The organism is Bradyrhizobium forestalis, assembly GCF_002795245.1.
Classification (GTDB): domain Bacteria; phylum Pseudomonadota; class Alphaproteobacteria; order Rhizobiales; family Xanthobacteraceae; genus Bradyrhizobium; species Bradyrhizobium forestalis.
Window position 1 is genome coordinate 65865 of the sequence record NZ_PGVG01000023.1, and the last position, 12325, is coordinate 78189.

The 12325-nt window shown below is 63.8% G+C and carries 11 protein-coding genes; 7 read left to right on the top strand and 4 right to left on the bottom strand.

Features of this window, described 5'->3' with window-relative positions; all coding sequences use genetic code 11:
• Nucleotides 1-23: 23 nt before the first annotated feature.
• From CVM73_RS24710 to CVM73_RS24730, 5 genes are read left to right on the top strand one after another with little or no spacing between them, the layout of a single operon-like run.
• Nucleotides 24-1502, top strand: a complete 1479-nt coding sequence (locus CVM73_RS24710; RefSeq protein ID WP_100234448.1) for a glycerol-3-phosphate dehydrogenase — start codon at nucleotides 24-26, stop codon at nucleotides 1500-1502.
• A 52-nt stretch (nucleotides 1503-1554) separates the two neighbouring features.
• Nucleotides 1555-2727: an ABC transporter ATP-binding protein gene (locus CVM73_RS24715; RefSeq protein WP_100234449.1), complete on the top strand. Its 1173-nt coding sequence runs from the start codon at nucleotides 1555-1557 to the stop codon at nucleotides 2725-2727.
• The gene (locus CVM73_RS24720) at nucleotides 2724-3638 is read left to right on the top strand and encodes an ABC transporter permease (protein WP_100234450.1); all 915 of its coding nucleotides are present in this window, start codon (nucleotides 2724-2726) and stop codon (nucleotides 3636-3638) included. Before CVM73_RS24715 ends, CVM73_RS24720 begins: the two co-directional genes overlap by 4 nt.
• A 4-nt stretch (nucleotides 3639-3642) precedes the next feature.
• A complete protein-coding gene (locus CVM73_RS24725) occupies nucleotides 3643-4455 on the top strand; it encodes an ABC transporter permease (RefSeq protein WP_100234451.1) in 813 nt (270 codons plus the stop codon).
• 48 nt (nucleotides 4456-4503) lie between these two features.
• Entirely contained in the window at nucleotides 4504-4794 is a 291-nt protein-coding gene (locus CVM73_RS24730) for a hypothetical protein (RefSeq protein WP_100234452.1), read from the top strand.
• A 232-nt stretch (nucleotides 4795-5026) separates the two neighbouring features.
• Here CVM73_RS24730 and CVM73_RS24735 read toward each other — a convergent pair whose 3' ends face one another.
• From CVM73_RS24735 to CVM73_RS24750, 4 genes are all read right to left on the bottom strand, one after another.
• Nucleotides 5027-5893 (bottom strand): carbohydrate ABC transporter permease, encoded by an 867-nt coding sequence (locus CVM73_RS24735; protein ID WP_100234453.1) that lies wholly within the window; start codon nucleotides 5891-5893, stop codon nucleotides 5027-5029.
• A complete protein-coding gene (locus CVM73_RS24740; protein WP_100234454.1) occupies nucleotides 5890-6762 on the bottom strand; it encodes a carbohydrate ABC transporter permease in 873 nt (290 codons plus the stop codon). The genes CVM73_RS24735 and CVM73_RS24740 overlap by 4 nt, the downstream gene beginning before the upstream one ends.
• Before the next feature lie 93 nt (nucleotides 6763-6855).
• A complete protein-coding gene (locus tag CVM73_RS24745) occupies nucleotides 6856-8241 on the bottom strand; it encodes an ABC transporter substrate-binding protein (protein ID WP_100234455.1) in 1386 nt (461 codons plus the stop codon).
• Between the two features lie 418 nt (nucleotides 8242-8659).
• Entirely contained in the window at nucleotides 8660-9652 is a 993-nt protein-coding gene (locus CVM73_RS24750) for a LysR family transcriptional regulator (RefSeq protein ID WP_100234456.1), read from the bottom strand.
• 105 nt (nucleotides 9653-9757) lie between these two features.
• Between CVM73_RS24750 and CVM73_RS24755 the strand changes: the two genes are divergently transcribed.
• Together CVM73_RS24755 and dctA are read left to right on the top strand one after the other, a co-directional pair.
• Nucleotides 9758-10831 carry a 4-oxalomesaconate tautomerase gene (locus CVM73_RS24755; protein WP_100234457.1) on the top strand — a complete coding sequence of 358 codons (1074 nt, stop codon included), beginning with the start codon at nucleotides 9758-9760 and terminating at the stop codon, nucleotides 10829-10831.
• Between the two features lie 55 nt (nucleotides 10832-10886).
• Nucleotides 10887-12257: a C4-dicarboxylate transporter DctA gene (gene dctA, locus CVM73_RS24760; protein WP_100234497.1), complete on the top strand. Its 1371-nt coding sequence runs from the start codon at nucleotides 10887-10889 to the stop codon at nucleotides 12255-12257.
• The last annotated feature ends 68 nt before the right edge of the window (nucleotides 12258-12325 follow it).

Consider the following 12325-nt stretch of genomic DNA (forward strand, 5'->3'; position numbering starts at 1 on the left):
CTTCGCTCCCATTCGACGGCTTCATGGCGGATTACGACCTCGCGATCATCGGCGGCGGCCTGAACGGCGTCAGCCTCGCCCGCGATGCGGCCGGCCGCGGCCTGCGGGTCATCCTGTTCGAGCAGGGCGATCTCGGCGGCGCGGCATCGTCGGCAACACCGCGGCTGATCCACGGCGATCTCTCGGTGCTGGAGCGCCGCGGCTTTTGGCGGGTCCGCCGGGCTCTGGCCGAGCGCCGAACCTGGCTCCGGATCGCGCCGCATCTGGTCCGGCCGATGCGTTTCGTGATTCCTGCGCATGCGGACGAGCGTCCACCGTGGCTGTTGCGCGCCGGCCTGCTCCTCTATGACAGCCTCGCCGGCCGGAGCGGGTTGCCGGGATCGACGACCCTCGACATCACCCATCATCCGGTCGGCAACGCGCTGAAGCGCCCATTCGGCACGGCGTTCGAATATTCGGATTGCGTCGTCGACGATTCCCGCCTGGTCGTGCTCACGGCGCTGGACGCGGCCGAACGTGGCGCTGCGATCCGGACTGGGGCGCGCTGCGTCCGCGCCGATCGAACCGATACCTGGCGGCTCGCCGTGGTCGATCGCGGCCATCGCCGCTCCATCACGACCCGGGCGCTGGCCAACACCACCGGTGGCTGGACCTCGATGGTCGCGGAGACCGTGCTGCGGCAGCCGCAGCCGGCGATGGTGGCCACTCAGATGAGCCAGATCATCGTGCCCAGGCTGTTCGATTCAGACAACGTCTACGTCTTCCAGAACAGTGATGGCCGACTGATTTTCGCAAGCCCGTTCGAGCGCGAGTTCACGCTGATCGGCACGGTCACGCATGATTTCACCGGCGATCCCGCCATCGTGGCGATGTCGGGCGCCGACGTCAGCTATCTCTGCGAGGCCGCCAGCCGCTATTTCCGCGAGCGCGTCGTTCCGACCGACGTGGTTCGGACGGTCTCCGGCGTCAATTTGAGGCCGGCGTCCGCGCGGCGACGTGACGGCACGACTCTGTTCCACGCGCGTCGGCGCAAGGCCCCGCTGCTCACGATGTTCGGCGGCGACCTCACCACCTCGCGCCTGCGCGCGGAGCGGGCGGTGACGAAGCTGACGCCGTTCTACCCGATGTCGCCGCCCTGGACCGCCGGCGCGGCGCTACCGGGTGGCGATTTCGCCTGGGATCAGTTCGACACCGAGGTCGACATCGCACGCGACCGCTGGCGCTTTCTGTCGGAGCCGGAAGCCCAGCGTCTGGTTGCGGCCTATGGCTCGCGGCTGCCGGCGGTGCTGGGCGAGGCGAAAGCCCGCGACGAGCTCGGCCCTGCCTTCGGTCCCGAACTGACCGGCGCCGAGGTGCGCTATCTCATGAGCCATGAATGGGCGCGTTTTCCGGACGACATCCTATGGCGCCGCTCTAAGCTCGGCCTGACCATGCCGGCGGCGGACCGCGACGCCCTGGCCGCGTTCATGTCGGGTGTGAACGATCGAACCCGAACCGGTTGAGCTGGGAACGATCGGCCGCTAGCGTGCGGCGGAATCGGGGTTGGCAGGGACCATGACTGACGAGTTGCCCAGAACGGACGTCGCGGCTCATGCGGCCGACGGAGATGCTAGTCCGGCGGCGGGTCAGCCGCTGCTGCGCATCGAGGGCGTCGCCAAGACGTTCGGGACGTTCCGCGCCGTCGACGGCGTGTCGCTCGAGATCAAGGCCGGCGAGTTCTTCGCGCTGCTCGGCCCCAGCGGCTGCGGCAAGACCACGCTGCTGCGCATGCTCGCCGGCTTCGAGGCGCCGGACGAGGGGCGCATCCTGCTCGGCGGCAAGGACATCGCGCAGGCGCTGCCGCACGAGCGTCCCATCAACATGATGTTCCAGAACTATGCGCTGTTCCCGCATCTGTCGGTGCGCGACAACATCGCCTTCGGCCTGAAGCGTGCCGGCATGGCGCGCGCCGAGACTGCCACCCGCGTTGCGGAAATGGTCGCGCTGGTGAAACTCGAGGGGCTGGAGAAGCGCAAGCCCGACCAGCTCTCCGGCGGCCAGCGCCAGCGTGTCGCGCTCGCCCGCGCCCTGGCGCGCCGGCCGCAACTCCTGCTGCTCGACGAGCCGCTCGCAGCGCTCGACAAGAAGCTGCGCGAGAGCACGCAAGGCGAATTGATGGAGCTGCAGCGCCGGCTCGGCATGACCTTCATCATCGTCACCCACGACCAGGAGGAGGCGATGACGATGGCGGGCCGGATCGGCGTGATGAAATCAGGCAAGCTCGCCCAGGTCGCGAGCCCACGCGAGCTCTACGAGGCGCCGCGCTCGCGCTGGATCGCGGAGTTCGTCGGCGACATCAATCTGTTCGACGGCGAGTCCAAATTGCGCGACGGTCATCGTCTGGTCGTTGGCACGCGCGATGCGGGTGCGCTGGTGGTGGCCGAGCCGCGCGAGCCGATTGGCACGGGAAAATTTGCCGTCGCGATCCGCCCCGAGAAGGTCAAGCTCTCGCGGCGCGGCCCGGTGAGCGAGGCCGGTCGTGAGACGGCGATCAACCGGCTCGACGGCGTCATCGCCGACATCTGCTATCTCGGCGGCACCACCACCTACAAGGTGAAGCTCGATACCGGCGGGATGCTGCAGGCTTCCGTCGCCAACAGCGCGCGCATCGACGTCGACGCCTACAGCTTGAACCAGCACGTCGTCGCCTGGTTCACGCCCGACGATTGCGTGGTGCTGCAATCATGAGCGCCCGTCGCATCTTCGCGCGACCGGCGCGCTTTGCCGCGATCGCACCCTATGTCTGGATGGCGCTGTTCTTCCTGGTGCCGTTCGCCTTCGTGCTCAAGATCAGCCTGTCGCAGACCGCGATCGCGCAGCCGCCTTACGAGCCTGTGTTCGACCTGACGGCGGGATGGGAAGCGCTCAGGGGCGCCCTTGCCGCACTCTCGATCGACAATTTCAGGCTGCTTGTCTCCGACGACATCTATGTCTTTGCCTATGTGCGCAGCCTTACTGTTGCGCTCACGGCGACCGCGCTGCTGCTCCTGATCGGCTATCCCATTGCCTATGGCATGGCGCGGCTGCCGAAGCGCTGGCAGGCGGTGGCGATGGTGCTGGTGATCGTGCCGTTCTGGACCTCGTTCCTGATCCGCATCTATGCCTGGATCAACATCCTCCAGCATGACGGCCTGCTCAACCAGGTCCTGCTGGCGCTGCATCTGGTCCGCGAGCCCGTGGTGTGGCTGTCCACCGACACCGCGATGTATATCGGCATCGTCTATTCGTATCTGCCGTTCATGATCCTGCCGCTCTACGCCACGCTCGCCAAGATGGAGCCAGCGCTGGAGGAGGCGGCCTCCGATCTTGGCGCGCCGCCGTGGCAGGTGTTCTGGCTCGTCACCTTCCCGCTGTCGCTGCCCGGCGTCGGCGCCGGCGTGCTGCTATGCTTCATCCCGATCGTCGGCGAGTTCGTGATTCCCGACCTTCTGGCCGGCTCCAATTCGCTGATGATCGGCCAGACCCTGTGGCTTGAATTCTTCACCAACAAGGACTGGCCGGTCGCCTCCGCCGCGGCCATCGTGCTGCTGGTGGTGCTGCTGGTGCCGCTGCTGTTGTACGAGCGGCTGCAGAAGCGGCAGCTGGAACAGGGAAGGTAGGGCGATGCGCAAGGTCCCCCGCCTGTCCCGCTTCAACATCGCCTCGCTCGCGCTGGGGTTGGCGTTCCTCTATTTGCCGATCCTCATCCTCGTGATCTATTCCTTCAACGCCTCGCGGCTGGTGACGGTGTGGGGCGGCTGGTCGTTGCGCTGGTATCACGAATTCTTCAACGACCGCGCCATGATAGAGGCGGCGTGGATGAGCCTGCGGGTTGCGGTCTCCTCCGCGACCATTGCGACACTGCTCGGCACGCTCGCGGCGATCGCACTGTCGCGCGGCGAGCGCTTTCGCGGCCGCACGCTGTTCTCCGGCATGCTCTATGCGCCGCTGGTGATGCCGGAGGTGATCACCGGATTGTCGCTGCTCTTGCTATTCGTGGCGCTGAACGCCGAGCGCGGCTTCTGGACCGTGACGATCGCCCACACCACGCTGACGATGTGCTTTGTCGCGGTGGTCGTGCAGTCCCGTCTCGGCTCGCTCGATCGCTCGCTGGAGGAGGCCGCGATGGACCTCGGCTGCGACCCGGTCCGCGCGTTCGTATCCGTGACGCTGCCGCTGATCGCGCCCGCCATCGTCGCCGGCTGGATGCTGGCCTTCACGCTCTCGCTGGACGATCTCGTGATCGCGAGCTTCACCACCGGTCCCGGCGCGGCGACGCTGCCGATCAGGATCTATTCGGAGGTGCGGCTCGGGGTGAAGCCCGAGATCAACGCGATCTGCACGCTGGTGATCGCCCTGATCGCGGTGGTCATCGTCATCGCCTCGCTCGCTTCGAAACTGTCGAGCTCGCAGGGCGAGAGCGCGGCGCCGCTGTGAGCCGGTAGTCGTGCATTCCATTCAATACGACAAATCGAGGATCGCCCGATGAAAAATATTCAAGTGATCGACGGCGCCATGAATTGTTCTTATGACATATTCTCAGTGACCGAAGAGGAGTTCTCCGTTCTATTTCCCGAGGCTGGTCAAGATGTGGAATTCATCGAGGACGCGATCGCGCGGGTGGGGGATGAGGAATTGGGAGCGATGATGCGCAATGTTTGGAATCGTCGCGTAAAGAAACCGGATATGGTCGGATTGCACGGAACTCTCTTCTACGAGCTGTCGTGGAAGAAGAAGTACTACCAAACGAAGAAGAGCAGTGACATCCGGACCTAACAAGGGTTGCGCCCAAAGTCTCGTCGCCGAGAGCCTGATGAAATCGGGTTGAGTGTTGCGGCAAGGGAGGATCACCTCTCCCTTGGGAGAGGTCGGCGCGTAGCGCCGGGTGAGGGGTTACGGTCTATCGTTGGAGCCGCGGCCCCTCACCCGATTTGCTACGCAAATCGACCTCTCCCCGATGGGGAGAGGTGAACGCGCGCCGATCGACTGTACCCGATCGCATCATGCTCTAGGACTTCCCCGCACCCGCCGTGAGCCCGCCCACCATGTAGCGGCGGAAGGCGTAGTAGACCGCGGCCGGCGGCAGCGCGTAGATGAAGCCGGTGGTCATCAACAGCTCCCACGGTGAGTCGTCGGCGGCGAGGAAGTTGCCGAGCGCGACGGGCAGGGTGATCTCGCGGTCGTTCGAGAGCAGCAGGAACGCGTAAAGATATTCGTTCCAGGCCAGCAGCACCGCATAGGTGCCGATCGCGACCAGCGAGGGCATCATCAGCGGCAGGTAGACCAGGCGGAAGATCTGCAGCGTCGTGGCGCCGTCCATCACGGCCGCCTCGTCCAGCTCCACCGGCAGCTTGTCGGAGGCCTGCTTCAGCACCCAGATCGCGTAGGGGCTCGCGATCGTCACCATGGCCAGGATCAGCGCCCAATGATTGTTGAGCAGGCCGTAATTGCCCATGGTGCGGTACATCGGCACGGCGAGGAACGCCGCCGGAATGAAGTAGGTGAAGAGCGCGAGGTTCAGCACCATGCGTCCGCCCGGCACCTTCAGCCGCGAGATCGAGAACGCCGCGGCCGTGGCGATGAACAGCGTCAGCATGCCGACGGACGCCGCGATCAGGGTCGAGTTCCAGAACTGGACGTAGAAGTCGCGCAGGAAATAGTGCTGCTGCTTGAACACGATCTCGAAATTATGCAGCGTCGGATGATCCGGCCACAGCTTGCCCGAGAACGCGTCCTCCTTCGGGGAGATCGCGAACAGGAACATGTGATAGATCGGGATCATCGTCCACAGGAAGACGGGAATGCCGATCAGCAGCAGCCGCGCTTCAGTCGCGACTTCGCGCCAAGAAAATTCTCTTACGCCGGGGAGCTTCATCGCGACAGCCGTTTCATCATGAAGTACACGAGCGGCAGGACGAACGGCATCGCGCAGACGATGGATGCCATTGCCAGTGAGAGCTGGTCGAGCCGCAAATAGCGGATACCGAGCGTCGACAGCACGTGCGTGAGGTCGGCCGGGCCACCGCCGGTGAGCAGGTAGACGCTGTTGAAATCGCCCAGCGTCCAGATCATCGAGAGCAGCGTGCAGGTCACGTAGAGCGTCTGCATCGACGGCCAGGTGATGTAGCGGAATTTCTGCCACCAGCTCGCGCCGTCCACTTCGGCGGCTTCGAACAGATCGTGCGAGATCGCAAGGCGTCCGGTGATCAGGATCAGCGTCCAGAACGGCAGCGACTTCCAGATGTGCACGCCGATCGCCATGCTGAGCGCCACGGTCGGATCGTTCAGCCAGTTCGGGCCGTCATCGCCGGTGAAGGAGAAGATGAGGTGGTTGATGACGCCCCACTCGGGATTGAGCATGAAGCGCACCGACAGGATGGTCGGGATCGACGGCACCGCCCAGGGCAGGATGAAGATCACCGAGAGCCATTTGATCCAGGTGCGCTGCTGCGCGAAGAAGCCGGACAGCAGCAGCGCGATCAGCATCTTGATGTTGATGCCGATGACCAGGAAGATCAGCGTGTTGACCGCGGCGCGTGCAAAGATCGGGTCGTTGTACAGCGCGACATAGTTCTCCGGAGCACGCGCCAGCCACAGCCCGTAGCAGACGGGATAGACCACGAAGGCGAGGAAAACGAGCAGATAGGGCGCGAGCAGGATGATGCCCCAGACCTGCGCCGGGGTCAGCCGCGACGACAAGGGCGGGCCGGGGATTGCCTGATCGCCAGAGAGCGTGATCGCCATTCTTTTCGGACTCTTCAAAGAGAAGCCGGCCGCGAAACGCGGCCGGTGTTGTTCTTATACCTCTCCCTGCAACGCGGGGAGAGGGGCGGATGACTAACCCGCGACCTGCTTGATGCGGGCAATCAGTTCGTCGACGGCCTTGTCGACCGGAACCTTCTCGCTGACGACGCGGTTCATCGCCTTCGCCCACACGTTCTCGTTGTTGAGAATCGTGAACTTCCAGTTCTTGGTGAAGTCGAACGCCGCGGTGCCGCCTTTGAACTGCGTGTAGACCGCCTTGCGGTGCTTGTCAGCCTGCCAGAACGGACTTTCCTGGCTTTCCTTGGTCACCGGGAACCAGCGGCCGAGTGCGCCCTCGATATAGGGACGGACGTTCTCTTCCTGGAGCAGGAAGCTGATGAACTGCTTGGCCTCGGCCTTGTTCTTGGCCGCGGTGAAGATCAGCCCGGTCTTGACGTCGGAGCGGTAGCGGATGGTCGAGCCGTCCGGAGCCTTCGGGAAGGAGGCCGTGATGATGTCCTGCTCGTAGGCCTTCTTGCCGGCGTCGCGCTGCTCCTGGGTCAGGGCCTGGTTCTGCGAGTCCTCGAACCACTTCGCCGCGATCGAGATCGTGAAGTTGTGGGTCATCACGATGGTCTTGTTGTGGAAAGCGACGTTGTTGTCGGGGTCCTTCCAGGTCGTCGAGGAGGGCGGGGTGCAGCCCTTGATATAAGTGTCGGTGTAGTCCTTCATCGCCTTGATCAGGCCGTCGCGGACCTTGGGATCGTCGACCAGCAGCTTGCCGTCGTCGTCGACCAGCTTGACGTGGTAGGCGTCCATGAAGGTGTAGAACGACTGGAACGCGTCGGTGGATTCCACGCCCATCGGCTGGCCGACGGCGTAGATGCGCTGGCCGGTGGCCTTGCGGATCGCCGGCTGCACCTTGTCGCACCAGAACGTCCAATAACCCGTCCAGTCGTTCGGGATGTCGCTCTGCTTGACGCCGGCTTTCTCCAGCATGTCGTTCCAGATCTGGACGTGCATGCTCTGCTGCTTCAGCGGAAAGCCGTAATAGGCTTTCTTCTTGGTGACGTCGTTGTAGAGGATCGAGGCGTCCAGCGTGTTCTGCACGAACCGGCCCTTGATCGGCTCCATCACATCAGTGAGGTCTTCGAGCTTGCCCTCATAGGCCCACTTGCCCTGTGCCTGCACGTCATAGGAATCGGAATAGGCCACATCGGGCACGGTGCCGGCATCGAGCGCGGCGACCGTCTTCGGAATCATGTCCTGGATCGCGTATTGCGACAATTCGACCTTGATGCCGGTCTTGGCTTCGAATTTCTTGATCGTCTCGATCAGCGCGTCGTCTTCGGAGCGATAGAAGCCCTTGCCCCACCAGACTGTGATCGTCTTCTGCTGCGCAAAGGCGGGTGCAGTGGCGGCAAAAAGCCCAACCGCAGCGACCGCCAATGATACTGCGCCAATAACCTTGGATCTCACGTTTTTCTCCCTCAAACGGCCGGTGTTTTTAACCGGTCGTATAAAACACTAGCCCATGGCGGAAGTCCGATCTAGCGCCATCTTGTCAGACCATGGTCGCGGGATATCGGGCCAGCGGAGATGCTTAACACACGCATCGATGCAATGACCGCATCAATTCCCGGCAATCAATTCGGGTTTGTGCGTTCTGGCTTCGCCTGGACCATGCGCAACTCCGCACACCTGCTCGCCCGCGAAAGCCCGCGGTTGTAGGCGGTATGAGGACTGAACGCAACGCAATGAGTTCGCAACGCCGCGATGCTCCGGCTGCAGGAGCGAAAATGTCTCCGAAGACATGTCTCTAGAAAATCTAGGCTGGACGAGTCGAGGAACTCCGGCGCGACGGCGGACGGTCTTGCACCGCTCTGCCGGCGAGCTATCAGCGTTTCCGCTTCAGGCCCGTGGACGCGGCATTCGAACTTGCCTCGGCGGATCGCGGCCGCGGCTTGCCTTGTCCGCTCGTCGGGGAAGGCGAACGCCATGCCTCGAGGAGCATCTTGAGAAATTGGCCGGCGTGAGGCGACAGCGTCGCCCCGCGCCTGCGCACGATGCCGATCGTCCGCGAGACTTCCGGCTCGGTCAGCCGAATGGTGTGAATGATCGGATGGCCGGCCGCTGGCGTCGCGAGCCTCGGCAGCACGGCGATGCCGAGGCCGGCTTCGACCAGGCCAAGCGAGCCGGAAAGGTGAGCGACTTCATAGGACCAGTTCAGCTGCAAGCCGTGTCGCGCCAGCGCATTGTCGATCAGCGCGCGATTGCCGCTGTTGCGACCGACGGTGATGACCCGGTGCGACACGATTTCCGACCAGCTGACCTGCTTGCGCGATGCCAGCGGATGGTCATGACGGCAGGCCAGGACGAAAGGGTCCTCAACCAGTTTCTCGAACTCGATTTCCGCATGCGAAGCACCGATGAAGTTGATGCCGAAGTCGGCTTCTCCGCGCGCGACCGCTTCCAATCCCTCGTTGGCACCGATGTCGAGTATCCGGATGCGAATGCGCGGATACGCTTCGGCAAACCGACCGATCGCACGCGGCAGGAAATAGAACACCGCTGTCGGCACCGCAGCCACCGAGACCAGGCCTGAACTTCGCGCGCCGATATCGTGGATGGCGAGCACCGAGGTCTCGAACTCGTCGATGAGGCGGCGCACCTTCGGCAAGAAGTCGCGCCCGGTCATGGTGAGATTGACGTGGCGCGTCGACCGTTCGAGCAACGGCGCACCGAGGCCTTCTTCCAGTTTCTGAATGCGTCGGCTCAGCGCCGGCTGCGACAGGTTCAGCGCCCTGGCGGTGCGGACGAAGCTTCCCGTCTCCGCCACGGTGATGAACGCCTTGAGGTCGAGCAGTTCTGCGTTCACGGCAGGCTCCATTATTTCGATAAAAGAAATAATACATCAGATATTTGCATTTCACAAAAGAGTTCTGCCGGAGGATGCTTTGGCTCGCGCGAAGATGTCGCCGAACGGAACAGCTCCATGAACGATCAGATTGCCATTCCCTGTGTGGTCATGCGCGGGGGCACCTCGCGCGGGCCGTTTTTCCTGGCCCGTGATCTTCCGGCCGACGCCAACCTGCGCGACGCGCTCCTGTTGTCCGTGATGGGAGGGGGACACGACCTTGGAATCGACGGGATCGGCGGCGGCAACGCCGTCATCAACAAGGTCGCGATCATCGGGCCGGCAACGGTGCCCGGTGCCGATGTTGACTACCTGTTTGCCCAGGTGCGGGTTCGTGAAGGGATCGTCGATACCTCGCCGAATTGCGGAAACATGTTGGCGGCCGTGGGGCCGTTCGCAATTGAAGCCGGCCTGGTCGCCGCTGCCGCGGATCGCACCCATGTGCGCATCCACAATGTCAACACCGGCAAGTTGATTGACGCGACCGTTCCGACCCCCGCAGGACGCGTGACTTACGATGGTGAGACGCGGATCGACGGTGTGCCGGGAACGGCCGCGCCGATCGAACTGTCGTTCCCCAACGCGGCCGGCGCACGCACTGGTCGCCTGCTGCCGACGGGACGATCCGTCGACCGCATCGAAGGCATCGATGTGACCTGCCTCGACGCGGCGATGCCGGTCATGCTGGTCCGCGCGGCGGATCTGGGATGGAGCGGCCGTGAGGCTCCGTCGGATTTCGCCGACAGCGGCTTCCGCGCACGTCTCGAAGATCTGCGCATCGAGGCGGGCCGCCGGATGGGCTTTCCAGATCCCGCGACGATGGTGATCCCGAAACCGGTTCTGATTGCGCCCGCGTGCGGGGCGACGTTGAACGTCAGGTACTTCATGCCACACGACTGCCATAGCGCGCTGGCGGTCACCGGCGCGGTCGCGATCGCGACGGCGTGCGTCACGCCCGGGACGATCGCCGCAGAGATGGTCGGACCGCTGGTGCCGCCGGTGCCGATCACACTCGCCCACCCCTCCGGCCAGCTCGTGGTCAGGCTGGAGCCCGGCCCGGTTGCCCGGGTGCTGCGGACAGCCCGGCGAATCTTCGAGGGCCAGGTCTTCGCCCGCCGGTCGCACGTGCCTTGTTCGGTCCTGGCGGCCTGACGCCGGGCTGCTCTTAAACCTCAAGAAATAAGACAAGGGAGAAACGAGAATGCAGATGCGAGCGCAGGCTGGGCCCGCGAGCAGTGAGCCGCGAAAGCCGTTCTACCGGATTCTCTATGTCCAGGTGCTGATCGGCCTCATGCTCGGTGTCCTCACCGGCCATTTCTGGCCCGAATTCGGCGCCGCGCTGAAGCCGTTTGGCGACGGCTTCGTCAAGCTGGTCAAGATGATGATCGCGCCGATCGTGTTCTGCACCATCGTGAGCGGCATCAACAGCATCAGCGATTCGCGCGAGGTCGGCCGCACGCTGGTGAAGTCCATGGCGCTGTTCTACCTGCTGACCGTGCTCGCTTTGCTGGCAGGGCTGATCGCGGTGTCGCTGATCCAGCCGGGCGCGGGCATGCATGTTGCGGTCAATACGCTGGATCCGTCGGTAGCCGCGAAATTCACCAAGCAGGCAGGGGTATCCGGCTTCGCGGACTTCATGCTGCACATCATCCCGCATTCGTTCTTTGGAGCGTTCGCCGACGGCGAAGTGCTGCCGGTCCTGCTGGTCTCCATTCTCATCGCCTTTGGGCTGAGCCGCGCCGGTGACGGGGGTGTCGTGGTGACAAAGGCAGTCGCCTCGTTCTCTGAGGTGCTGTTCGTGTCCTTCGGCTTCATCATGAAGCTCGCTCCGCTCGGCGCCTTTGGCGCCATGGCGTTCACGGTGGGCCGCTATGGCATCCGTTCGATTGGCTCGCTCGGACTGCTGATCCTGACGTTCTATCTTGCCTGCTCCGTCTTCGTGGTCATCGTGCTGGGCACGCTGGCGCGGCTGAACGGCTTCAGCCTGTGGAAGACGATCCGCTACTTCAAGGAAGAATTGCTGATCGTGCTCGGCACGTCGTCGTCGGAGCCGGCGCTGCCTGGCGCGCTGCGCAAGCTGGAGCAGCTCGGATGCCGGAAAGGCGTATCGGGGCTCGTGTTGCCGATGGGCTATTCCTTCAATTTGGATGGCAGCGCCATTTATCTCACCCTGGCGTCCATCTTCATCGCGCAAGCCTGCGACATTCACCTGTCATGGGGGCAGATTGCGGCGATGCTCGGATTGATGCTGCTGACGTCCAAAGGGGCCGCCGGTGTTACCGGCAGCGGCTTCGTTGCGCTTGTCGCGACCCTCTCCGTCATGCCGGACCTGCCCGTGACCGGCGTGGCGCTGCTTGTCGGCATCGACCGCTTCATGTCGGAGGCGCGGGCGCTGACCAGCATGATCAGCAACTGTGTCGCATCCATCACCATTTCGCTGTGGGAGGACGCCTGTGATCGCGAGGTGTTGGCCCGTGAACTGGGTCAGGGCGAGGTCGCGGCCGCGCCGAAGATCGCTGCGGCACCAGTGGTGCGGGAGGACAAAAGCTGGATTTCGACGCCGCAATCGGCCGCGTGACGCCGCATTCGCATGAAATCGGTCAGTATGGCAAGTTGGGCCGTCGTGCGCAGGCAGCCAACTTCTGA